Source organism: Acidobacteriota bacterium, from assembly GCA_040752675.1.
In the GTDB taxonomy this organism is placed as follows: Bacteria; Acidobacteriota; Polarisedimenticolia; order JBFMGF01; family JBFMGF01; genus JBFMGF01.
This window is the reverse complement of the sequence record JBFMGF010000074.1, coordinates 1-22,533: the sequence shown is the minus strand read 5'-3', so window position 1 is coordinate 22,533 and position 22,533 is coordinate 1. Positions and strand designations below refer to the sequence as shown.

Here is a 22,533-nt window from a genome sequence, read left to right as displayed (position 1 = left end):
TAAAGAAAATACAAGATGCTGGGGTTTAAGGAATGATCGATACTAGAAATGGGATTTTAAGCGGCAGAAGCTATCTATCGCGATTTATGATAAGGTCTGTAAGATTGATGAGAGCGTCACGGTAATCGCTATGTGGGAATGCTTCGAGATAGATCTTCGCTTTTTCTGCAAAATAGAAAGCTCTATCCCTTGCTCTTTTGATCACGCCGTTCTCGCCGACGATCTTAATAACGTCCTTGAGAGAATCTTCCCCATCATGACCGCCAAGGATGGATGTTATAAGCTTTCGGTGTTTCAGAATCCCGATCTGGAGAAGATATATCAAAGGAAGCGTGAGTCTTCCCTCTTTGAGATCGCTTGCCGCTGGCTTGCCGAGAACCTTCTCGTCGGAAGTTAAATCGAGAAGATCGTCTATGAGCTGAAAGGCGATGCCGAAATTCATCCCGAACTGTTCGAGCGCCTTAACTTCCTGGTCGCTGGCGTCGGAAATGATACCTGCAATGGATGTGCAGCCGGAAAAAAGGCAGGCGGTTTTTCTTCTGGCTATCTCGATGTATTCCTCTTCTGTAAGATCGATCTTACCGATTGAATCCTCCTGCATCAATTCCCCTTCGATCATCTTCATCGTGATCTCGGCAATACGATGGATGATCTTCAGGTTTCCATCATGAAGGGCATTGAAGACGGACTTCGTGAAGAGGTAGTCGCCAATAAGGACCGTGATCGAATTTCCCCACTTCCTGTTGACGGTAACCCTTCCCCTGCGCGTGTGAGCGTTGTCGATGATGTCATCGTGGATGAGAGTGGCCGTGTGGATGGATTCGAAGATGGACGCAAAGAGAATGTCCCTCTCCCCCTTATGGCCGCACATCCCGGCGCTGAGAAGATGGACGAGGGGCCGGATCCTCTTTCCGCCGCTATTCGCAATATGCTTTCCGATCGTGGAGATGATCCCAATTCTGGATCTCAGCATCTCGGCAAAGAGCGTTTCGGTTTTCTCCAGCTTATCGGCAACCAGATAGGAAATCGCCGACATGTCTGATTTCACATTTGCCCTGATCTCTTCGGCAATATTCATAAAAAATCTTCTGCCCTGCTATCGGTAATTCGTGAACTGCATGTCTATGTTCAGGCTGGATTCGCGCAGGAGATGGATGACAGACTGAAGATCATCCTTGTTCTTACCCTTTACCCTTATCTGGTCGCCCATGATTGAGGCCTGAACCCTTAACTTCGTATCCTTGATTATCCTGACGATCTCTCGCCCCTTCTCGATGGGAATCCCCTTCTGCAGGGCTATCTTCTGGATGACATTTCCTCCACGTGATTCCTGGATGCTTCCATAGGTAAGCCCTTTCAGCGGAACCCCTCTCTTGACCAGTTTCTGGCTCAACAGCTCGCTAACGCTCTTCAATCGATACTGGTCTTCCGAGACCAGAACCATCTCATCCCCTTCTCTTATGATCTCACTGGTGCTCCCCTTGAAATCGTATCTGGTCCTGATCTCCTTCATTGCCTGATGGATGGCGTTGTCAACTTCTTGAAGGTCGATCTTAGATACGATGTCAAATGAGTGTTCTTCAGCCATAAAGATTCAAAAAGGTGAACTGATAATAGCACCACGATTTGATTTATTCAACCAAATATTTGGTTTTATTCAAACTTGAGCCGCGCACCCGGTGGAATGGAGAATTGGAAGAGTTCTGGCTTCACTTCGACGTTCTCTTCGATGTTGTTGAAGGAATAGACCATTCTGTTTCCAAGGAGGTCAAAGACCTCTATCCTTGTCAGGCGTTTTTGCCGGGTATTGACGGTTATGAGAAGGAAATCGAACTGGTCGTTCTCTTCTTTCAGCCTTATCTTTGCTATCACCTCGCCATGCGCTTTCGAGATTAGCTCTCCCTCGAACAGGTCTCTTAGATCGACCATTCCCGTAAGGAGTGAAACTAAAGCCTGGCTCCCCCCCGAAGCGGCAAGATTTGCTTTCACAGCAATGTTGTCATCTTTTATGTAGAGCCAGCTATCCGTTCCGTTGCATATTGCGATTTTTTCCTCGGGCTTTTCATAATCCCATCTCATCTGACTTGGAATCCTTATGTAAAGCTTTCCGCGTTCCGTGATGCCACTCCCGAGGGCCTTCGACTCAAAACTCTGTGTGAAATCGGCCGTGAAGCTCTTGAGATGGCTGTACTTCTCCTGGATCATTGTCAGGATGGAATCTGCACTCTCACTGCTCCGGGAAGGATTTCCTGAGGCGAGCAAAAAACATGCAACAACTATGACCATCGAAGCAGCCTGTATCTTCGGGTGAATCCTGCGATGATTATTTGACGGAAAACGTTTTTTCCCGAAAGACAACTGTTCCTCCAGCTTGAAGTTTCTTAAAGAATATTTTTTTAATTTATATCATAGCAATGGGGAATTGGTCAAAAAATAATAGTGAAAAATCTTTTTCTGAGGTGGAAATAATTGCAGCAAAAGGATAAAATCGCCACATTATCTGACGGAGGAAGCATGAAAAACTTTCCAGTTACGCTTCTTTCTCTGTTAATCGCCCTCTTCGCATGGAACGTTACAGAATGCAAATGCAGAGGGAGGGAAGAGATGAAGATAGCCGACCAGCTCTACTTTGACAAGAACTGGAGTGAAGCTCTTGATTTGTATCTGAAGGCTCAAGAGAAAGGATGCGAAGATGGAATCACTCTGTACAAGATATCATTCTGCTACATGAAAGCTGGTGACAGAGAGAAGGAGAAAGAGTTCCTGAACAGAGCCGTTAAGAAGCTTCAACAAGAATCCTCGCGAAAGCCCACCCTCGACAACCTCTTCTATCTTGCCAACTGCTACGTAAACCTCAATATGAGGGAGGAATGGCTCGATACCTCCAGGAAAGCCATCGACTTGTATGAGAAAGGGCAGTTGAAGAAGGTGAAAGACTCCTTATCGTTCTTCCGCATAGGGAAGATATATTTAGATGCCGGGAATAATGAAAAAGCCGCAGAACATTACAGAAAGGCTTTTGAGCTTAACAAGAAGAATAAGCTCCTCCCTCCTGAATACATCAGAAGGATACTAGTCGTCATTGCCGAAGTAGATTACAAAGGGAAGGACTTCGCCAGAGCGTCGGAAGAGTTTGAAGAACTCGTCAAAATCGAACCGAAGTACGAAGATGGATACTACCGTCTCGCCGTTTCGGCGTTGAATAGCGGTCAGTACGAGAAGGCGGAAAGTGCCTGGAAGAAGGTAATCGAGCTTCACCTTCCGTACAGCGAGGAGGCACAGTACAACCACAGGATAGCAAGGGCTGCCCTCGAAGAATCCCCACTCCCAGAGACTGATGAATCGGAAAACAAGTTCAAAAAGATGAACGATTCGGAACTTGAAGCTGCCATCATTGAACTATCAAGAAAAGGACAGGATCTCAAGAAGACTGCTCTGGATAAGAAAGGAGATTTTCAATCCATCCAGAACGATCTCTGGAAGGTCAGACGAACTTTCATTGCTGCCTGCGCCGAGTACATCGGCAGAGGGATCCTCATCCGAGACCTGGCCATAACGAGCGGGTTTGCCGTTCAGATCATGAGGAAGGATGCATGGGAAGTGCCTCAGAAGGAAGAGTCTCAATAGATTCATCCTATGATCAAGTTTTCATGATCAATGCTGTCTGAAAGGAGATGAAAGCTTCATCGAGCCTTTGCTTCTTTCCATAGTTTATAGAGCCGGCGGATAATAATGACGATAAAGATAGCCGAAAATATGATCCCGAGAGTACCTGTGTAGGCCTTGAAGACTCTCCTGACATCCTCCCAGTTCGTTCCGACGCTCAATCCGAGAAATCCTATAAGGATGAGCCAGAGGATGTTGCTGATAGTGGAGTAGAGAGCCACTTCAAAGAATCGCAGTCTTCCCATGCCGGCCGCGTAAAGGAAAACTCCTCTCAGTCCCGGAAGGAATCTGTTGATAAGCAACAGTCTGCCTCCAAATCGTTCATAATACTTCTGCAGCCTCTCTACTCTCCTGGCGACCCACCTGTACCTGAGGAAAAAGTAGGACGTGCCCATCCTGTAGCCGATGTAATAAGAGGTGAAGGCACCGGCAACGCTTCCTGAAAAAGATGAGATGATGCAAAGCCAGAGAGGGATGTTCCCCCGGCCAGCTAAGAAATAGCCGAGGAGCATGACCGTATCGCCCGGGTAGGGGAAGAAGATATATTCGAGGAAAGCCGATGCGAATACGGATAGAGCGGTTATGATCGCCTGCATCATTGTAAGAAAACTCAGAAGCGGTCGGCGAGGTCGCCGATGAAGGGGATTTTGAACTTCTCCCCCTCCAGCCCTCTAACCATGCAGAAGAAGGCGAGTGCGAAGATCCCCAGCCCAATGAGGATCTCAATGGTGAGGAACAGCCAGCCGAGCCAGATCAGCTTGAAGAAAAGATAGAAGGGCTGCAGGACTACGAATAGGGCCATCCAGAGGATGAAGAAGATGAAGCCCTGTTTGGCATGCCACTTGATGAACTCTTTCCTGGCGGTGAGAATGGAAACAATGGAGAGAGGTCCAAGATATGAGAAGACGAGCATGACCCGATCCTCATCTTTGATCTCAACTTCTAGTTTTTCCTCTTCCAATCATTCCTCCCGATTTACCAGCCTTTATATTCCCTCCATACTAAAATGTCAAGACCCATCGTTTCAGAATTGAGAACGATCAGCTTACCCTTCGATACAGGATTCCTGCTTTATCTTCTAAAGAGTGGTGGGGGTGTGCTAAACTTAAGGGCATGACAGACCTCACGCCGATGTTGAAGCAGTATCGAAGGATCAAGGAACAGCACAAGGATACCTTTCTGTTCTTCAGGCTCGGCGATTTTTATGAGCTCTTCTATGAAGATGCCGTCACGGCCTCAAGGATCCTTCAGATCACACTGACGCATAGAGGGAAAGGAACTTCCCATCACATCCCGATGTGCGGTGTCCCGTTCCATTCGGCCGATTCCTATATCGCTAAACTCGTGAAGAGCGGCCATCGGGTCGCCATCTGCGAACAGGTTGAAGATCCTAAACTGGCAAAGGGGATAGTGAAACGGGAAGTGATCCGTGTCATAACCCCCGGCACCATCACCGAGCTTAATCTCCTGGACTCCAAGAGCAACAACTTCATCGCGAGTTTCTCACCTCCCGGAGATTTCTGCGGTGCTGCTTTCATCGATCTTTCTACAGGCGATTTCAGGATCTCCGAGTTCCAGCCGGAAAACTACCTCGAGCCGCTTGCCGAACAATTAAGGCACTTCTCCCCCAGTGAGATCGCCGTGCCAGAAGAGTTTTCTTTTCCTGAGAGATTCAGAAAAGAGAACCTTTCATCGATTCTCACGACATCCCTCCCCTCATGGCAGTTTTCCCCTGAAACATCGCTCAGGAATCTCCTGACACATTTTCGGGTGGCCTCGCTGGATGGCTTTGGATGCCAGGACAGGAAAGGCAGTATATCGGCGGGGGGAGCGCTCATCAGCTATCTCAAAGAGACACAGAAAGCAAATCTTGATCACATCGACAGGATCCTTCCCTACGATCCTTCGGACTACATGCTGATCGACTCGACGACGCGGAAGAACCTGGAAATCACGAAATCCCTGAAGGATGGAAGCCGGAAGGGAACGCTCATCTCGATCATAGACTTCACGCTTACCTCCATGGGCGGACGCCTGCTAAAAAACTGGATACTGAACCCGCTCCTCAAGAAAGATGATATCGATGAGCGTCTTGATTCCATTGAAGAGCTCCTCGAGAAGGGGATCGAACGAGCGGCGATCAGGGAAAAGTTAAGATCGATCCAGGATATTGAGAGGATACTCACGAAGATAGCGATCAAGAGCGCTAACCCTCGAGACCTTCTGGCGATGAAGAACTCCCTTGTCATCCTTCCGCAACTGGCTTCATTTGGAGAGAAGGTTTCACGCTCCCTCATCACGAAAACTGTCGCTGAAATCGACTCTTTAGAAGATATACACCAGCGGCTCGATGCCTCCATAGCGGAAGAGGCTCCCATATCCACAAGAGAAGGTGGGATTTTCAAGGATGGTTTCAGCCGTGAGCTCGACGAACTTCGCGAGATCAACCGCACCGGGAAATCTTTCATCGCCTCTCTGGAAGCAAAGGAGAAAAAAAGGACCGGAATCAACTCACTCAAAGTAAGGTACAATCAGATTTTCGGATATTACATCGAGATCTCCAGGGCTAACCTGGCCTACATCCCGCAGGATTACATCAGGAAGCAGACCCTCGTCAATGCAGAGCGATTCATCACTCCTGAACTGAAGGAGTACGAAACGAAAGTCCTCACCGCTCAGGACAGGATTAAGGAGCTGGAGTCCGAGCTGTTCGAGAAGCTTCTGGAAGATCTCTCGGAAAACTCCTCGAGGATCAGGAAAACGGCAGAGAGGATCGCAGTGATGGACGTCCTTGTCTCCATGGCCGAAGCCGCCGCAATGAACGATTATGTCAGGCCGAGGATCACTGAAGGAGACAGAATCATCATCAAGAATGGCAGGCATCCCGTCGTCGAGAAGATGGAACTGGACGCTCGGTTCGTCCCGAACGACACCCATCTCGACAATGACGACAACCAGATTCTCATCATCACGGGACCAAACATGGGCGGGAAATCAACCTATCTGAGGCAGATTGCCCTCATTGTCCTTATGGCCCAGGCAGGTTCTTTCGTCCCCGCGCAGGAGGCCGAGGTCGGACTGGTGGACAGGATCTTCACGAGAGTGGGAGCTTCCGATTTCCTTGTCGAGGGAAAGTCAACCTTTCTCGTCGAAATGAACGAGACAGCTAACATCCTCAACAACGCCACATCCCGGAGCCTCATCATTCTTGATGAGATTGGAAGGGGAACGGCAACGTTCGATGGTCTCTCCATCGCCTGGGCTGTCGTGGAATACATCCACGAGAATCCCCACATTTCTGCAAAGACCCTCTTCGCGACCCACTACCATGAACTGACCGAGCTCTCCGCCACTCTGCCCCGAGTCGTCAACTACAACATCGCTGCCAAAGAATGGAAGGACGAGGTCATCTTCCTTCACAGGCTCGAGCGAGGGAAAGCAGACAGGAGCTATGGAATACAGGTCGCCAAGCTTGCTGGAATCCCAAAGGAGGTGATCGAGCGAGCCAAGGAGATCTTATTCAATCTCGAGAATAACGAGTTTGGGAAGGATGGAATCCCGAAACTGGCGAGAGGCTCGAAGGGAACCCTCTGCTCGAAGTCGTTTCAGTTTCCACTCTTCTCTGAACCTGAGAATGGCGAAATAATCATTGAACTCAGAGAAATCAATCTGAACAAATTGACTCCTCTCGAAGCATTGAATGTCATAGATCGCCTGAAGAAGAAGATCAAGGAATGATGTGATCATATCATTTTTGATCGTCGCATTTCATGAATAAGCGTTCGCAAGTGGGTGGAATAATGGCAAGAGAAAAATCTGACGGCAGCAAAGGGGTCTCTGGAAGAAAGAAGTACGATGTCGCCATCATCGGGGCAGGGCCGGCTGGTCTAACCGCAGGACTTTTCTGTAGATTCAGAAAACTGAGCACCATTGTCTTTGAAGCACACTCTTCCGGAGGACAATTGACCTTTCTCTATCCCGCGAAGAAGGTCCATGACTATCCCTCGCACAGGGATATCCTTGCAGGCGACCTGGCCAGGGCAATGGTCCAGCAGACCCTCTTCCATGGGATTGCTCTCAAAGAGATGGAACGGGTCGAAAAGATCGATGGAAAAGCCGGGAACTTCAAGATCATCTCATCGAAGAACATCTACCGGGCAAAGGTTATCATCCTCTCCGTCGGCATGGGAGTCTTCAAACCACGGAAGCTTTCAATCGCCGGCGAAAGGGAATATTTCGGGAGAGGTCTCTGCTATAGACTTCCTGAAAATGAAGACATCTCCGGAAAAAGGGTGGTCTGCATCGGGGGCGGGAATTCCTCCCTTGAGGCTGCCATCTATTGTAAAGATTCAGCCTCGGATGTGATCATCCTGTGCAAGAGCCACAGCCTTGATGCTTTTGAGACGTACATCTATATGATCAAAAAGGAAAAGATACGGGTCATATATGGAGTCGAACCGCAGGAGGTATATGGTGGCCAGAAAGTGGAAGGGATCAGGGTCTTTCATACTAAAAGCAAAAAGCAGATGGACATTCCGGCTAACGTCATCGTGATCAACATCGGTTCAGTTCCTGATTTCGACCTCGTCTCGAACTGGAGCGTTCGATACAGCAGCAACGGAGTCGTTGTCGATCCATTCATGAGAACCTCCCGAAAAGGGATCTTCGCCTGCGGCGATATGGTCGATTATCCCGGGAAACTAAGGCTTCTAATCTCGGCGAGCGGAGAAGCAGCCATCGCTGCAGAATCGGCTTACAGATTCATCAGAAGCTTGAAATAAAAAATCCAGCGGCAAGAAGCTTCACGTGGGATCTCTCATCGAGAGATTTTCAATATCAGAAGCTTACAAGAGCCTCTTTCTCATCCTTATAAGTTTCGAAGACCTCCTCCAATTTTGTGAGCTGGAGCAGGTCAAAGACCTTGCCGGCAGGATTCAGAAGCTTGACCATTCCATCCTTTTCTTTCGTCCTCTTAAGGCAGGCGACAAGCTCACCGATCCCGGCGCTATCCATGTAAGAGACATTTTTAAGATTGAGGATGATGTTCTTATGCCCACCATCCAGAAGTTCCATAACCTTTTCTCTCAATATGACATCACCCTCTCCGATTGTGATCTTTCCTGAAAGGTCGACGATAGATACCTTCCCTATATGTCGCAAGGTGGCTTTCATACTCCCTCCTTAATTTAAGATTTCTTATATATTATTATCGGCTCTGCTTCTTTTCAAGCGGAATTTTCTTGATAAGTTTGACCACCATCCCCCTCTCATTCTTCAACCTCCGGAACTCCACTTTATCGGAGAGTGATCTCATGATGAAGATTCCCCTCCCCTCAATTCTCAGCCTATTTTCATGAGTCGTCGGGTCGATGATGGTCTTGGGGTTGAATCCCCTCCCGCAGTCCGTAACGACTGCTTCAAGACGATCCTTCTTATATGAGAAACAAACCTTGACCATTTTTGAAGGGTCCATCCTGCAACCATGCTTAACGGCGTTAATGTAAGCCTCTCTGATGGCAAGTCCAAGGCTTTCAGAATCCCTCTTACTCAGTCCACAGACTCTTAGAAAGCTCTCGGCCGTCTGCTGGATGAGATCGGAGTAAGCGATCTTGCCCGAAACTTTCATCGTGATTCTGGACATCTCGCAGTTCAACACCTGATCCTTCTTTTAAAAAAGAGCATCAAGATAGTTTTTATTATTATAGGATATCGATTACGTTAATGGAAGATTGATGGACACCTCATGCTATGCATTGAAGAATCGGCTTCTGTCCAGGATGCGGTACTGGATCGCCTCTGAGAGGTGATGGATTCGGAGAGGATCGGAGCCTTCCAAGTCAGCTATGGTCCTAGCCACCTTAAGGATTCTGTCATGAGCTCTCACGGATAATCCAAGCTTTGACATCGCACTCTCCAAAAGCCTCTTCGCTCCTGGATCAAGCTGGCAATACCTGCGCAGAGCGTTCCTGTCCATCGATGAGTTTGAGAGTATCATTCCTCCCTTGAATCGTTCGAACTGAATGCTCTTTGCCACCATGACCCGCCGCCTTATCTCGTCAGAAGTTTCCACCTCGGTTTCGCTGCCATCGTCGTTGATCTCTCCGTATTTCAGAGATGGAACCTCTATCTGGATGTCGATTCTGTCCATCATGGGACCCGAGATTCTGGAAAGATATCTCTTGATCTCGAGAGGGGTGCACCGGCATTCCCTCATGCGGTCGCCAAAATATCCGCATGGGCAGGGATTCATCGCGGCCACGAGCATGAACCGGCATGGGAATTTCGCATTCCTCCCGGACCTCGCAATGATAATGCACTCATCTTCCATCGGCTGCCTCATCGAATCGATTAGTGGAGCCGGGAATTCTGTCAACTCGTCAAGAAAGAGGACACCGTTATGGGCGAGTGTGATCTCGCCCGGTCTAGGATTTACACCGCCACCGAGCAGTCCGGCAGAAGTGACAGAATGGTGCGGAGAACGAAAAGGCCTTGAAAAACTCAACGCATTCTCTTCGCCCCCAACCGAGGCGGTTCCATAGATAAGCGCCGTCTCGATCGCTTCCTGATGTGTGAGAGGCGGAAGGATCGTCGGTATCCTTCTGGCAAGCATGGTCTTCCCAGACCCTGGAGGGCCGATGAGAATGATGTTGTGGTTTCCCGCTGCCGCCACTTCAACCGCTCTCTTTGCATGAGCCTGTCCCCTTACATCGGAAAAATCAAGACGGAATCTTCCCTGCTCTCCCAATGGCACTTTCATCTTCGCCGGTTCGATATCTCTTTCGCCGTTTAGAAACTGGACCGCTTCTGTGAGATGGTGCACGGGATGGATCTTCATCCCATCGACGAAGCAGGCCTCTCCCGCATTCCCCACGGGTAGAAGAACAGAGGTGATCCCTTTTTCCTTCGCTCCGAGGATCATGGACATTGCTCCTCTGACCTTTCTTAAACTTCCGTCGAGAGAGATCTCGCCGACCATGAGGATGTCCTGAACATGGCTTCTCTTCAGGACTCCGGATGCTGACAGGATGGCAAGGGCAACGGGAAGTTCAAGAGAGGAACCTTCTTTCCTGACGTCTGCGGGGGCGAGATTTACAGTGATCTTTCTTAAGGGATACTCGTATCCGCTGTTCTTAATAGCCGCTCTTATTCGGTCTCTGCTCTCTCGCACCGCGCTGTCAGGCAGCCCGACTGTACTTGAACCAGGCAGGCCCATGGACAGATCGACCTCAACATCCACGATGTCAGCCGTCAAGCCAAATAGCGTGGCCCCCTTCATTCTTGCAAGCATGATGACCTCGCGAAAAATCATTCTGGAAGAGCGCTCGCACATGGCGCTATCTTCGATAGGATAGCATCGCAATTACAGAATCATGATCACGATCCTGAGAATGATTTGCGGTTGAGGAGGGATGGTTTACTCGGTATAGATGGTCACTTTAGTCCCTGGATAGATCTTGTCATTTTGGGAGATCTGGTTCCAGAAACAGAGCCTATCCAGAGAAATCTTGTAAAGATTCGCGATCTTATAAAGGGTATCTCCTTTTCTAACCGTATAGATAATCTTGGAACCCGTGGCTGAATCTGTCGGCGAAAGTGATATAGCATCTTTTCCTGCACCTGTCGCTGGACCTATCGCCGCACCGGTCGTCATTCTCGTCGCAGTCGGCTCCGCGGCCTGGCGTGATACGCCGGCTTTGATCCCCGCATGAACGATCAGCTTCTCTTCAGGGTACAGGATCTTTGACTTTGAAATTCCATTCCACGCGCACAGGGAATCGACATCTGTATTGAATTTTCTGGAAATAGAGAAGAGGGAATCTCCTTTTCTGACTCGATAGACAACCCTTTCTCCCTTCGGATATTTCTCGGAGGTCCGCGCTTTCTCTTCCTGCCGGATGGATGCCGGCACATTCTGGGCCGCAAGGTCAGGAGGGACATAGGAGCTTCCAGGGATGACAAGATAGCTTCTCTCATTGATAAGAGTCCGTTTCCCCATGTTGTTCACCCTCTGGATGGCTGCAACAGAAGTTCCGTATTTTCTTGCGATGGCGGATAGAGTCTCCCCTCTTTGAACGAGATGACGGGTATATAGTATTCTGTCCTTCTTCGGAACGTTCGAAAAGTTAGCGGAAAACAACTCCCCTTTTCCGGCTGGAATGTTCACTTTGAACTCGGGATATCCTGGTGGAGTCTGCATCCGGTGAAGCGCCGGGTTGAGCCGCTTGATTTCCTCAATGGTGGTTTCCGCACACTTTGCTATTACCCTCAGATCGGTCGGACTATCCACGGTGACCCTGTCGTACTGGAGCGGATCGTCATAATCTTCCACGAAGCCATACTTGCCTGGTTCACTTGCTATTAAAATCGCCGCGTGAATGGCAGGAATATAATTCTTGGTTTCCGTCCTTATATGTTTTGTTCTGGCGATTCCGTAGAAATCGACGCTATTCGTTCGAGCCATGGCTCTTTGAATCTTGCCTTCGCCTGCGTTGTAGGCAGCCATGGCAAGGCTCCAGTCTCCGAACATGGCGTAGAGATCTTTCAGATAAGCTGCGGCAGCTCTTGTCGATTTCTCCGGGTCGCATCTTTCATCGATCCACCAATCGATTCTCAGGCCATACTTTCTTCCAGTGGAAGCGATGAATTGCCAGATCCCCCTGGCCTTCGCCCGCGAATAGGCATACGTCTTGAAGGAGCTCTCCACGTGAGCCATGTAGACTAGATTCTCGGGGATCCCCTCCTCCCTGAAAATCCTCTTCATCATGTCGATGTATGCGCCGGAACGCTTGATCCCTGCCTGCAACCTATCCTTGATCTTTTTCGAGAAATATTCGATGAAGGCGAAGACCTGGTTGTTGAGAATGATGATGTCCTGCATACCGAGCGATTGAACGACTGACCCAACAAGCTCCCTTTCCTTCAGCGCCTCCTCCGGAGAGATTACTGTTTCAACCTCGCCCAGTTCATCCAGCAGAGGTTCATAATCCTCGCGGGAAAGGAAAGCTCGGAATGTAGAGTTTTCGAATTCGCTGATCTTCTCGACCATCTCGACATAAGCCTCTTCCAGCCCGGGGTGGTCATTGATGCTGTATGAAGAGAAAAGGAATGTCTCCACTGCCATGTCAAAACTCTTCCTGGCTTCGGATATCATCCCCTTGCCGAAATTGTCCACCCCATTCCGGTAATGAGATTCCGCCAGCGCGATTACACCGTCAATCTCCACGTCTACAGGGCTTTCCGCCAGTTTGCCGTTATTATCGGAATCAGATGGTGGATTAGCCTTTCCGGGAGAGACCAGTTCACTGCTGGAACTCATTACGATGTTTTTGTTAATATGCGTGCAGGCAATTGTCGATAGCAGGATGAGAATGAGAAATAGAAGGGTCTTTTTCCTGAAAAAATGCATCACTCACCTTTATCTTTGATAATTGATGACGTCAAAGAGCAAAAAGGCATGGCAAAAATTTAAATCACGCTTTTTCTTTTGTCAAGAAAATATTGCACTTTTTGGCAATCCCTATCAAGAGAAGCTTTTCATCGAATATCATCGTGGACGATTTTGCCGTTGAAGATGTTATAGAGAACTTTGGTCTGCAGGATTTCAGGTGGCGCTATCTCGAGGAGATTCTTCGAGAGGACGACGATATCGGCACACTTCCCCTTCTCGATCGTTCCTTTCTCGTTTTCCGCAAACTCGGCATAGGCCGAGCCTGCTGTGTAGCATCTTATGGCATCTTCCATTGTTATCTTCTGTTCTGGGACCCAGCCTCCTCCAGGCTCACCTCTGGAATTCATCCGCGTCACCGCTGCATGCAGTCCAAGCATCGGGTTCATGGATTCTACAGGCCAGTCAGTCCCGAAGGCAAGATTTGCTCCTGAGCCAAGGATGCTCTTCCAGGCATAAGCCCCTCTGCACCTCTCCTTTCCAGCCCTTTCTTCGGCCCACCTCATATCTGAAACGCAATGGATGGGCTGCATGGAGGCTATGACTCCAAGGGATCGAAATCTTGGAAGGTCGTCCTCATCGATGATCTGCACGTGCTCCGCCCTGTTTCTCGCCTCCTTGCCCTTCTCACCGAGAGCCTCGAAGGAGTTTAGCGCTATCCTTACAGCCAGATCTCCGATGGCATGGAGCGCAACCTGAAAGCCTTTTTCGTTTGCGTTTCTTACAAGGCTCTCTAATCTATCAGGAGAGATCTGAAGAAGCCCCTTCGCCGACGGATCATCGGAATATGGTTTGATCATCGCCGCAGTTCTTGAACCGAGAGTCCCATCCACATATCCCTTCAGCGTGAAGAACCTGATAAGCCCGCCCGGCCTTGGAAACCTCTCCTTTAGCGTCATGAATTCGGAAAGGTCTTCCTTCAATTCCAGCCATTCGCTCACTCTAAGCGTAAGTTTCCCTTCACTCTCAAGCTCCCGGTATGCCTCAAGAACCTCAGGTTCGGAGTTATCCTGGATCGATGTGATGCCAAATCTTCTTGCTTCCGCAAGGGAATGTTCGATGGCTTCCCGGATCTCTTTTCTGGAAGGCTTCGGGAGCAGGTTGAAAACAAGATCAGCAGACGACTCTTTAAGTATCCCGGTGGGCTCTCCCATTTCATTCCGGACGATTTCTCCTCCTTCTGGATCAGGCGTTTCACGGCTTATCCCTGCGATTTTAAGGGCACATGAATTTACCCATGCGATATGCCCATCCACCCTTCGAAGAAAAACAGGGTTCTCAGGCGAGACCGAATCCAAGAGCTCTTTCGACGGCCATTTCTTTCCAGGGAAACGGGTATGGTCCCAGCCCTTTCCCAGAATCCATTTCCCCCTATCTGATCTTGAGACCTTTTCCTTCACTCTGCCTGCCACTTCCTCCGGCGTCATGCAGTCATAGAGATCCAGCCTCTTCGCGTAGAGGCCTCCTCCCAGGAAGTGAATATGCGAATCGTTGAAGCCCGGACAGGCGAAGTTCCCTTTGAGATCTATCTTCTTCGTCTCCGGCGAAAGATATTTGCTCATTTCTAAATCTGTCCCGGCATCAAGTATCTTTCCATCCTTGATGGCTACTGCCTGGACGAGAGGAACATCATCTCCCGATGTAAAGATTATTCCGTTCATCAAGATGAGGTCGGCTGATTCTCTTTTCTCCATCTTACAACCTCCGCTGCAGAGTAACACGATACTCAAGGCAATGACATACAATCTGGAAGAAATACTGACTCTTTCAGTTTCTTTCATTGATCCATCCTTTTCACCAACGGCAATTGCTTTGCAAGGGAGTCCGGAACTCCTGAAAATTCTCAATTATTTTAGCATTGATACAGGATTGACAACGACGTATAATAAAGCTTGGCAAATTCACTCCATCGAGCTGTCTTCCACTGCCGCTTCGGGAACTGTCCCTCCCCGACAATCTGGCCATCAAGTTTGAATCCCTCTTTGACCTCGAACCAGGAAAAGTAAGAGGAACGGTTCTAATCAAATTCAATCCGTGTGGAACCAACGACCCCTACATCTTTCCTTATCCCGGTGTAAGAGTTTCTGTTTACCTGGATGACCTTGAAATCAGCCGAACTTTCACCGATGTCGATAGGATGTTTGAGATCGATGTGCCACCACGCCCGATCTTTGACATCGCGATATTTCAGCCTTTCGATTATGCGGTCTTCTTCAAGGGGGTCACTGCAAATCCAGAGCATGCGCTGGAACTCGGGGACATCCTTACTCATCAACGATTCTATCCTTCGTTCGTCCATGTTGAGTTCAAGGAAGGACTGGACAAAGAGAGTGCTGAACAGATTCTAGCCGACAATTGTCTTGCGGAAAAATTCTGGAAGAGTGAAAGTACCGTTATTGCAGAAATTGCGGATGATTCTCACATGAATGATGCACTGAAAAGGCTTATGCGCGAGGAAAATGTAGTATTGGCCAAACCGGCCTCCTTTTACCCAGACTGCGAGCCCTGAAGTGTAAAACCTGTCAGGCAAGCAAAGAATCGATGATGTTCTCCGAATGCATGATACTTCTTGAGAATTCTGAAAACCTTTCCTCCAGGATCGATATTCTCGTCTTCACCATGAGCTTCTGATAGTAATAAATGTTGTGGAAGGTATTGAGCCTGCTGGAGAGGATCTCGCCACTCACGTAAAGATGCCGCAGATACGCCTTTGAATAATTTCTACAGGTGCTGCAATCGCAGTCTTCGTCGAGCGGCGATGGGTCCCTGGCGTACTCTTCCCTCTTGATGTTGATCTTCCCCTTCGACGTGAATAACGAACCGTTCCTTGCATTTCTCGTCGGAAGGACACAGTCAAAGATGTCATAGCCTGCCGCGACCGCTCTTACGATCTCTCCGGGCGTTCCGAGCCCCATAAGATAGCGCGGCTTCACCTCGGGAAGAAACTGCGATGCGAAATTTATGATTCTCTCAACATCTTCTCTCGGTTCGCCGACGCTGACTCCGCCGACGGCAAAGCCATCAAAGTCGATCTGCGTGAGCCTTGAAGCGCTCTCCTCTCTTAACTCTTCGAACGCCCCACCCTGAACTATTCCAAAAAGGGCGACTCTTACCTTCCTTGCCTGAAAACTCCTTTCGGCCCAGAGATGGGTTCTTTCCATGGACCGCCTGGCGCTTTCATGATGCGTGGGATTCCCCGTGCAGTCGTCGAACGCCATCATGATGTCTGAATCAAGGGCTTCCTGGATCTCGATGCTCTTTTCAGGAGTGATGAAATGGGTCAACCCATCGATGTGCGAGCGGAACTCAACGCCATCATCGGAGACCTTCCTCAGTGGCGTGAGGGAAAAGACCTGAAAGCCTCCGCTATCCGTGAGGATGGGCCTGTTCCAGTTGATGAACCGGTGCAGTCCGCCAAGCTCTCTTATCGCTTCATATCCCGGTCTCAGATAGAGATGATAGGTATTAGCGAGGATGATCTCTGTCCCAGCTTCTACGAGCTCTTCTGGTGTCAGAGACTTCACCGTGCCCGCCGTCCCCACTGGCATGAAAGCAGGAGTGTTTATCACTCCCCTTTCCGTGATGATCCTTCCCGCTCTCGCCTTCCCATCAGTTCTAATCAGCTCAAACTTCATTTTCGATTCAGGATTCTTAATGTTGACAATTTACAGGATGAGCATTGCATCGCCATAGCTGTAGAACCTGTATTTCTTCTCGATCGCTTCCTGATAAGCGGCAAAGACCTTCTCCCTGCCGGCGAAGGCACAGACCAGCATGAGGAGCGTCGATTTCGGCAGATGAAAATTGGTGATGAGACGATCAACCACTTTGAAGGTGTACCCTGGGTAGATGAAAAGATCGTTCATTCCCTCACCTGCCCGGACGGTTCCATCCTCGGAGAAATATTCAATAGTCCTCACGACCGTCGTTCCGACGGCGCAAACTTTCCTCCTGTTCGCTTTCGCCAGGTTGATCCGTTTCGCGGACTCTGCGGTCAGTCTGCAATACTCGGAATGCATCTCGTGCTTTTCAATGTAGTCAACCCTCACGGGGCTGAAAGTGGCAAAGCCGATGTGAAGCGTCAATGGAATGATTTCGATTCCCGACTCTATCATCTTTTTCAGAAGCATTTCAGTGAAGTGGAGCCCGGCCGTCGGCGCCGCGACAGCCCCTCTCTCCCTCGCATAAACCGATTGATATCTCCGCCTGTCATCACCTTCGAATTTGCCAGATTCATCCCTCCTGATGTACGGTGGCAGCGGCATGAATCCGATCCTCTCTACCAGGTCAACAATATGTTCCTCTGCATGAAAGACGGCCCTATAGATCTCTTCGTTCCTCAAGAGGACTTCCGCTTGCAATCCGCCATGAAAAAAGAGCTTTGATCGCGGTTTGCAGGGTTTAGCAGCATTGATGAGGCAATCCCACTCCTCATAGAATTGCCCTCTTTTAAGACCGTGATCCGCGACCCTCTCAAGAAGAAGGACTTGCGCTTTCCCGCCGGTCTCCTTTCTTCCGAATAATCTGGCAGGAAAGACCTTCGTGTCATTGATGATCAGAGCATCACCTGGCTCCAGATAGTCAGCGATCTGAAAGAATCTCTTATGCTCTACCCGCCCGCTTGTCCTATCCAGGATGAGAAGCCTGGACTGATCCCGTTCTTTCTCAGGAAACTGGGCGATCAGCTCCTCTGGAAGATGATAGTCAAAATCGCTTGTCTTCATTGGCTCATCAGGAGCGAATCATGATGAGAAGCATCTTGAATCTCTTTGGAGCTTTGAGGGCGTGAGGCTGATTTGCGGGCATAATGACCATCTCTCCCTCCCGAACGATGTGCGACTTGCCTGAGATTATGACTTCCGCTTCCCCGTCGATGACGCAGACCATCGCGTCAAAGGGAGCCGTATGTTCACTCAGCTCCTGGCCCGAGTCGAATGCGAAAAAGGTCACTGTCCCGAGTTTCTTTTGAACGACCGTCCGGCTGACAATGGACCCTTCCTGGTAGGCCGCCAGATCGATCAACCTCATGACTTTGGATGTTACCCCTTCCAGCGATGGTTCTTTTGCCTGTTGCATAGCTCTTTTCATTCTCCATGGCAGACACGATTCAAAACGATCTCACGGAAACTTCTCCCTTATTAGGATAACATAAAAGAATCAGGCTATGAGCCATTAGTGAGATTCTTCGGGTTCACCGGGGAGTTTCTTCATCTTAAGTTCTTCACCATTATCCTCGACAATCCGGCGGTACCATGACTCCGGGTAGCCAGGATGGGTCGGTTTTCTCTGTGGCGTCTTGACGTTGCCATCCATGTATTTCACCAGGAGGTCTTGACCGAGCTTTCTCCACCTATCCACAACAATATTCCCCTGTTTGACGGAGTAATCGGTCAGGTAATCAACGGCCAATCGCGGCGATCTCTTATAGAGCTCAAGAGCAGCCTTCTCGATTTCGGGCTGGTCATTGATGAACCTTCCCTCTATCTCTCGCTGGACGACCTGTATATCCTGGATCATATCGCTGTAACGCGAATAGGCGAAGTTGGCAACCCAGTTGAAGACCCAGAAAGCTGCATCCCACGTAAAGTCGTATAACGAGCCGTTCCCCTTGGAGTAACTTTTGGGCACTTCCGAAATCCCGCAGTACATCGGAACATAAACGGTGCTGTACGTGTCATCCACGCCGAACCATAAGATCCCGCCTATGGGATCGGGAAGCCATGCGCGTGACTGTGCCACGAATGAAAAGCCTGTCTGCTGGGTGGATGTTGCGCGCTCATTCAGGTATTCAACATCATTCACCTTCCATGTCAGCGGTCTCCAGCGATACGGACACTGGAAGGGACCCGCACCGATGTCCTTTGTCAGGTCGAATTCGGTTCCCTCGAAATGATCCCTCATCAGCTCCATGACGTCGTGCACGGATAACTTCTTGTCTGGCTTGATCCAGAGCGGTAGTGGCTGAGAACCAAGAACACCTTTGACATAATCACTCGATATCTTGAGCGAGGAGGCCACCCTGTTGAACATCTCCCATACTCTCACCTCGCAGAATCGCAGCGCCCCGTAGGTCAGCGGCGCATAAGTGTCGGCAAAGCTGAAATCCTTATCCTCTCCTTTATAGAACCCCTTCTCTTTTGCGAATGAGATGACATCGGGGGCGTAGAGGCAGTTCTCGGGATCGTTCAGGGGGAACTGCCGGATCCTTGATTGATTGGCATGGGCGCAGACGTAACCATCGGGAACCCTGAGGGCAACCCAGACGGCTCCTTTGTTGTCAGGACCCTTGCCGATGATCTCCATGATCCAGACCTCGTTGGGGTCGGAGACGGAAAGCGATTCGCCGGTGCTGACGTATCCATGCTCCGCGGTCAGATCTCCGATGATCTTGATAGCTTCGCGCGCCGTCTTCGCTCGCTGAAGAGCGATGAACATGAGGCTTCCATAATCGAGAATCCCCTTGCCACCGTGACACTCATTCCTTCCACCAAATGTGGTTTCTCCGATCGCCACCTGATGCTCGTTCATCAAGCCGACGACTCCGTACGTGCGAGGAGCTTCCGGAATCTGTCCCAGATACTTCCCTGAATCCCATTCGATGACTGGATGCATCGCTCCCTGCATGTATATGCCGGGAGGCAGGTGGCTCAGATCTCCGTAAAACTCATGCGAGTCGGCAGAATAGGTAATCATCGTGGATCCGTCCGCCGAGGCTCCCTTCGTGATGAGGAAATTAGTGCAGGCATTTGCCGTTGAACATGGTACGCCAAACAGAGCAACGCAGATTATGATTAAAATAAAGGATGGGCTCGATTTTTTCATAATTTCGAATTCCTCCCGATTGAAAAGTTAATTATTTTACCATCGCCGGGAGGAAAGTAAAGGAATCAACTATTGTGCTAAAATAGAGCCACAATTTCTGCAGATGCTAACGGATCTTCAGAAAAGTATAAGATAAGAAAGGAATGGTATTGAAGAAGGTCATTTTCATCGAACCGAAAGCACCAGGCTATAATATCTTCAGCAAATTTGCTCTTCCGAGATTGGGGAGTGTCTTGCTTGCAACTATACTTGAGAATCGAGGCTATGAGACAGAGGTCTATTTTGAAGAGAGAGAAAGGATAGATTGGAACTCCGTTGCGAGCGCAGACCTCATCGGGATCTCCACGATCACATCCACCGCTCCAAGAGCCTATATGATTGCCCGTCGCATCTCGAGGATGGGGATGCCCATTGTTTTTGGCGGGCCGCACCCCACCTTCCTTCCCGAAGAAGCTCTCGACAATGGCGATTTTGTCATAAGAGGCGAGGGAGAAGAAACTCTACTGGAATTGATCGCGGCGCTCGAGGGCAACGGCAATCTCAAGGAAATCAAAGGTCTATCCTATAATTGCGGTGGACAGAAATTCCACAATCCCGACCGGGGCCTCTGCGAGAATCTCGACCTGTTGCCCGAACCGAATCTAAAGCTGATAAAGGGGTACAAGCCAGCTTCAGGATTTATGGTATCGAAGATAGTGCCTGTGATAACATCGCGTGGCTGCCCCTTTCACTGCAACTTCTGTACGGTCACACAGATCTTCGGGCGCGGATACAGGTTCAGAAGTGCTCAGCTGGTCATCGACGAGATCAAAAAATATCAGGGCTCGCACATCTTTTTCTATGATGACAATTTTGCCGCCGACAAGAAGCGGACGAAAGATCTCTTAAGGATGATGATGGAGCAGAACGCCGTTCCCGCCTCCTGGAGCGGGCAGGTCTGCATCGATGTGGGAAGAGATGAGCAGCTTCTTGGTCTGATGAAGAAGACGAACTGCGATACCCTCTATATAGGGATCGAATCGATCAATCCAAAGACGCTGAGACTCTACCATAAGGCTCAGAGCGTTGAACAGATCGTCAGCGGAGTCAAGAGGATCAAAGAGGCAGGGATCAGGATCCACGGCATGTTCGTTCTCGGATCTGATGAAGATGACATCAAAGTGATTCGAGAAACGCTGAAGTTTGCCAGGAAGCTCGGATTGGAAACGGTCCAGTTCATGATTCTGACGCCGCTGCCAGGGTCTCAGGTTTTTTCCACGCTAAAAGCGCAGAACAAGATATTCACTTACGACTGGGGGCTTTATGATGGACAGCATGTCGTCTACAGACCCTCCAGGATGATCCCTTCCGTCCTCCAGGCGGAAGTGTTCAGAACCATGAAAAAATTCTATTCATGGCAGAGAGTGGTCAAGCATTTTTTAAAAGGGGAATGGACCGACATGGTGATCAAGGGATACGCCATCCTGATCCTCAACAAATGGCAAAAGTTCAACGATGATTTCAAGGAGAAGCTCAGGAAAGGAATATACGACAAGCTAAGCCACAGAGGCGAAATCTCCCCCTAATCCATCCCTAAGAAAAAGCCTTATTTCTCTTGACTAATTGATAGAAGGCCTTTTGCAGCCTTTGAGTAACGGGACCGGGTTTGCCATTCCCAACCAGCCAATCGTCCCCCTGGACAACAGGGGTGATCTCAACCGTCGTCCCCACGATTAGAAGTTCATCCGCTTTTCTCAACTGGTTCTTAAGAATGGGGGACTCTTTGATCGGGATGTCCAATTGATGACACAGGCCGAGGACGATCTCTCGCGTGATCCCTGGAAGGATATAATTCGATTTCGGCGCTGTCATAAACTGCCCCTGGAAGATGCCGCAAAAATTAGAATGCGTCCCTTCTGTAATTGCGCCATCGCGGACGAAGATCGCCTCGGTGGCTCCCTTCTCGACTGCCTGCTGATGGGCAAGGACATTCGGCAACAGGGAGATAGATTTGATGTCACACCTAGACCAGCGGATATCAGGCACGAGGATGACCTTCGTCCCTTTTTGCAATTCGTCGTCATGCGGCTGGAGCAGGTTGGCGCACGCATAAACGGTTGCCGGAACTTCCTCCACCGGGAATCTGTGCAGACGGGGTGCCGAGCCCCTGGTAATCTGAAGATAGATGGTCGCCTGCCCGGAAGTCAGGTCATTTTCCCGGATCAATCTTTCGGCAACCATCTTCAATGAATCGATATCGGCATACGGGATCCGTAACTCCCGGACATTCCGTTCCAGTCTTTTCAGATGAGCTTCAACCTGAAACAATCCTCCATTATAGGAACGAATAACCTCATAGACTCCGTCGGCAAACAGAAAGCCGCGATCGTCAGGCGAAATTCTCAATTTTTCTTTAGGGATGTAATCTCCGTTGAGGAAAGCAAACATCTTTGCATCACCTTTCATCTTCAAACTCTGCTGTCCAGGAAAATTTTAATTAGGCTCAGCTGAAAAAACAAATCATCACAGAAATTTCTTTGTGTGATGCGGGATTGCTGGTACCATGAGGTCCGAAATGGAAAAAGAAAGTGCAAGGAATTTTCAAACATCAACGCAAAAAC

At 49.3% G+C, this 22,533-nt stretch carries 20 protein-coding genes; 4 read left to right on the top strand and 16 right to left on the bottom strand.

Translation table 11 applies throughout. The features are described 5' to 3' along the window. Positions 1 to 70: 70 nt before the first annotated feature. The 3 genes from AB1756_07305 to AB1756_07295 form a co-directional block, all read right to left on the bottom strand. Positions 71 to 1,078 (bottom strand): polyprenyl synthetase family protein, encoded by a 1,008-nt coding sequence (locus AB1756_07305; GenBank protein ID MEW5807134.1) that lies wholly within the window; start codon positions 1,076 to 1,078, stop codon positions 71 to 73. A gap of 18 nt (positions 1,079 to 1,096) precedes the next feature. After that, positions 1,097 to 1,588, bottom strand: a complete 492-nt coding sequence (locus AB1756_07300) for a YajQ family cyclic di-GMP-binding protein (protein ID MEW5807133.1) — start codon at positions 1,586 to 1,588, stop codon at positions 1,097 to 1,099. A 65-nt stretch (positions 1,589 to 1,653) separates the two neighbouring features. After that, on the bottom strand, positions 1,654 to 2,286 hold the full coding sequence (locus AB1756_07295; GenBank protein MEW5807132.1) for an outer membrane lipoprotein carrier protein LolA: 633 nt from the start codon (positions 2,284 to 2,286) through the stop codon (positions 1,654 to 1,656). Between the two features lie 228 nt (positions 2,287 to 2,514). Here AB1756_07295 and AB1756_07290 point away from each other — a divergent pair, with 228 nt between their 5' ends. After that, a complete protein-coding gene (locus tag AB1756_07290) occupies positions 2,515 to 3,627 on the top strand; it encodes a tetratricopeptide repeat protein (GenBank protein MEW5807131.1) in 1,113 nt (370 codons plus the stop codon). A 56-nt stretch (positions 3,628 to 3,683) separates the two neighbouring features. On the opposite strand, the gene AB1756_07285 is transcribed toward AB1756_07290, so the two are convergent. Beyond that, the gene (locus AB1756_07285; protein ID MEW5807130.1) at positions 3,684 to 4,265 is read right to left on the bottom strand and encodes a DedA family protein; all 582 of its coding nucleotides are present in this window, start codon (positions 4,263 to 4,265) and stop codon (positions 3,684 to 3,686) included. Between the two features lie 11 nt (positions 4,266 to 4,276). Continuing rightward, positions 4,277 to 4,627, bottom strand: coding sequence for a hypothetical protein (locus tag AB1756_07280; protein ID MEW5807129.1), 351 nt, complete (start codon positions 4,625 to 4,627; stop codon positions 4,277 to 4,279). 152 nt (positions 4,628 to 4,779) lie between these two features. On the opposite strand from AB1756_07280, the gene mutS reads away from it, so the two are divergent. Both mutS and AB1756_07270 read left to right on the top strand, forming a co-directional pair. Next, positions 4,780 to 7,404, top strand: coding sequence for a DNA mismatch repair protein MutS (gene mutS / locus AB1756_07275; protein ID MEW5807128.1), 2,625 nt, complete (start codon positions 4,780 to 4,782; stop codon positions 7,402 to 7,404). 62 nt (positions 7,405 to 7,466) lie between these two features. After that, entirely contained in the window at positions 7,467 to 8,447 is a 981-nt protein-coding gene (locus AB1756_07270; GenBank protein MEW5807127.1) for an NAD(P)/FAD-dependent oxidoreductase, read from the top strand. Between the two features lie 55 nt (positions 8,448 to 8,502). Here the strand turns inward: AB1756_07270 and AB1756_07265 are convergent, their stop codons facing one another. The 10 genes from AB1756_07265 to AB1756_07220 form a co-directional block, all read right to left on the bottom strand. Beyond that, the gene (locus tag AB1756_07265; protein MEW5807126.1) at positions 8,503 to 8,838 is read right to left on the bottom strand and encodes an STAS domain-containing protein; all 336 of its coding nucleotides are present in this window, start codon (positions 8,836 to 8,838) and stop codon (positions 8,503 to 8,505) included. 34 nt (positions 8,839 to 8,872) lie between these two features. Continuing rightward, on the bottom strand, positions 8,873 to 9,322 hold the full coding sequence (locus AB1756_07260) for an ATP-binding protein (GenBank protein ID MEW5807125.1): 450 nt from the start codon (positions 9,320 to 9,322) through the stop codon (positions 8,873 to 8,875). Between the two features lie 90 nt (positions 9,323 to 9,412). Next, a complete protein-coding gene (locus AB1756_07255; protein MEW5807124.1) occupies positions 9,413 to 10,975 on the bottom strand; it encodes a YifB family Mg chelatase-like AAA ATPase in 1,563 nt (520 codons plus the stop codon). A 105-nt stretch (positions 10,976 to 11,080) separates the two neighbouring features. Beyond that, complete coding sequence (locus tag AB1756_07250; protein ID MEW5807123.1) at positions 11,081 to 13,072, bottom strand: LysM peptidoglycan-binding domain-containing protein; 1,992 nt, start codon at positions 13,070 to 13,072, stop codon at positions 11,081 to 11,083. 128 nt (positions 13,073 to 13,200) lie between these two features. Further along, positions 13,201 to 14,805 carry an amidohydrolase gene (locus AB1756_07245; protein MEW5807122.1) on the bottom strand — a complete coding sequence of 535 codons (1,605 nt, stop codon included), beginning with the start codon at positions 14,803 to 14,805 and terminating at the stop codon, positions 13,201 to 13,203. 323 nt (positions 14,806 to 15,128) lie between these two features. Beyond that, on the bottom strand, positions 15,129 to 15,410 hold the full coding sequence (locus AB1756_07240) for a hypothetical protein (protein ID MEW5807121.1): 282 nt from the start codon (positions 15,408 to 15,410) through the stop codon (positions 15,129 to 15,131). A gap of 223 nt (positions 15,411 to 15,633) precedes the next feature. Continuing rightward, on the bottom strand, positions 15,634 to 16,746 hold the full coding sequence (gene tgt / locus AB1756_07235; GenBank protein MEW5807120.1) for a tRNA guanosine(34) transglycosylase Tgt: 1,113 nt from the start codon (positions 16,744 to 16,746) through the stop codon (positions 15,634 to 15,636). A 30-nt stretch (positions 16,747 to 16,776) separates the two neighbouring features. Beyond that, on the bottom strand, positions 16,777 to 17,835 hold the full coding sequence (queA, locus tag AB1756_07230; GenBank protein ID MEW5807119.1) for a tRNA preQ1(34) S-adenosylmethionine ribosyltransferase-isomerase QueA: 1,059 nt from the start codon (positions 17,833 to 17,835) through the stop codon (positions 16,777 to 16,779). A gap of 7 nt (positions 17,836 to 17,842) precedes the next feature. Next, positions 17,843 to 18,199: a cupin domain-containing protein gene (locus AB1756_07225; GenBank protein MEW5807118.1), complete on the bottom strand. Its 357-nt coding sequence runs from the start codon at positions 18,197 to 18,199 to the stop codon at positions 17,843 to 17,845. Positions 18,200 to 18,283: 84 nt separating this feature from the next. Then, positions 18,284 to 19,933, bottom strand: coding sequence for a C69 family dipeptidase (locus AB1756_07220; GenBank protein MEW5807117.1), 1,650 nt, complete (start codon positions 19,931 to 19,933; stop codon positions 18,284 to 18,286). Between the two features lie 143 nt (positions 19,934 to 20,076). Between AB1756_07220 and AB1756_07215 the strand changes: the two genes are divergently transcribed. After that, positions 20,077 to 21,498, top strand: a complete 1,422-nt coding sequence (locus AB1756_07215) for a radical SAM protein (protein ID MEW5807116.1) — start codon at positions 20,077 to 20,079, stop codon at positions 21,496 to 21,498. A gap of 7 nt (positions 21,499 to 21,505) precedes the next feature. Here the strand turns inward: AB1756_07215 and dat are convergent, their stop codons facing one another. Beyond that, complete coding sequence (gene dat / locus AB1756_07210) at positions 21,506 to 22,378, bottom strand: D-amino-acid transaminase (protein MEW5807115.1); 873 nt, start codon at positions 22,376 to 22,378, stop codon at positions 21,506 to 21,508. Positions 22,379 to 22,533: the final 155 nt, after the last annotated feature.

Bases quoted from the DNA above. Each gene is read 5' to 3' on its own strand.
- AB1756_07240 (MEW5807121.1), bottom strand. From the start codon at position 15,410: ATGGACGAACGAAGGATAGAATCGTTGATGAGTAAGGATGTCCCCGAG.
- AB1756_07255 (MEW5807124.1), bottom strand. From the start codon at position 10,975: ATGATTTTTCGCGAGGTCATCATGCTTGCAAGAATGAAGGGGGCCACG.
- AB1756_07225 (MEW5807118.1), bottom strand. From the start codon at position 18,199: ATGAAAAGAGCTATGCAACAGGCAAAAGAACCATCGCTGGAAGGGGTA.
- AB1756_07285 (MEW5807130.1), bottom strand. From the start codon at position 4,265: ATGATGCAGGCGATCATAACCGCTCTATCCGTATTCGCATCGGCTTTC.
- AB1756_07220 (MEW5807117.1), bottom strand. From the start codon at position 19,933: ATGAAAAAATCGAGCCCATCCTTTATTTTAATCATAATCTGCGTTGCT.
- AB1756_07250 (MEW5807123.1), bottom strand. From the start codon at position 13,072: ATGCATTTTTTCAGGAAAAAGACCCTTCTATTTCTCATTCTCATCCTG.
- AB1756_07265 (MEW5807126.1), bottom strand. From the start codon at position 8,838: ATGAAAGCCACCTTGCGACATATAGGGAAGGTATCTATCGTCGACCTT.
- AB1756_07300 (MEW5807133.1), bottom strand. From the start codon at position 1,588: ATGGCTGAAGAACACTCATTTGACATCGTATCTAAGATCGACCTTCAA.
- AB1756_07270 (MEW5807127.1), top strand. From the start codon at position 7,467: ATGGCAAGAGAAAAATCTGACGGCAGCAAAGGGGTCTCTGGAAGAAAG.
- AB1756_07245 (MEW5807122.1), bottom strand. From the start codon at position 14,805: ATGGAGAAAAGAGAATCAGCCGACCTCATCTTGATGAACGGAATAATC.
- mutS (MEW5807128.1), top strand. From the start codon at position 4,780: ATGACAGACCTCACGCCGATGTTGAAGCAGTATCGAAGGATCAAGGAA.
- dat (MEW5807115.1), bottom strand. From the start codon at position 22,378: ATGAAAGGTGATGCAAAGATGTTTGCTTTCCTCAACGGAGATTACATC.
- queA (MEW5807119.1), bottom strand. From the start codon at position 17,835: ATGAAGACAAGCGATTTTGACTATCATCTTCCAGAGGAGCTGATCGCC.
- AB1756_07215 (MEW5807116.1), top strand. From the start codon at position 20,077: ATGGTATTGAAGAAGGTCATTTTCATCGAACCGAAAGCACCAGGCTAT.
- AB1756_07305 (MEW5807134.1), bottom strand. From the start codon at position 1,078: ATGAATATTGCCGAAGAGATCAGGGCAAATGTGAAATCAGACATGTCG.
- tgt (MEW5807120.1), bottom strand. From the start codon at position 16,746: ATGAAGTTTGAGCTGATTAGAACTGATGGGAAGGCGAGAGCGGGAAGG.
- AB1756_07295 (MEW5807132.1), bottom strand. From the start codon at position 2,286: ATGGTCATAGTTGTTGCATGTTTTTTGCTCGCCTCAGGAAATCCTTCC.
- AB1756_07290 (MEW5807131.1), top strand. From the start codon at position 2,515: ATGAAAAACTTTCCAGTTACGCTTCTTTCTCTGTTAATCGCCCTCTTC.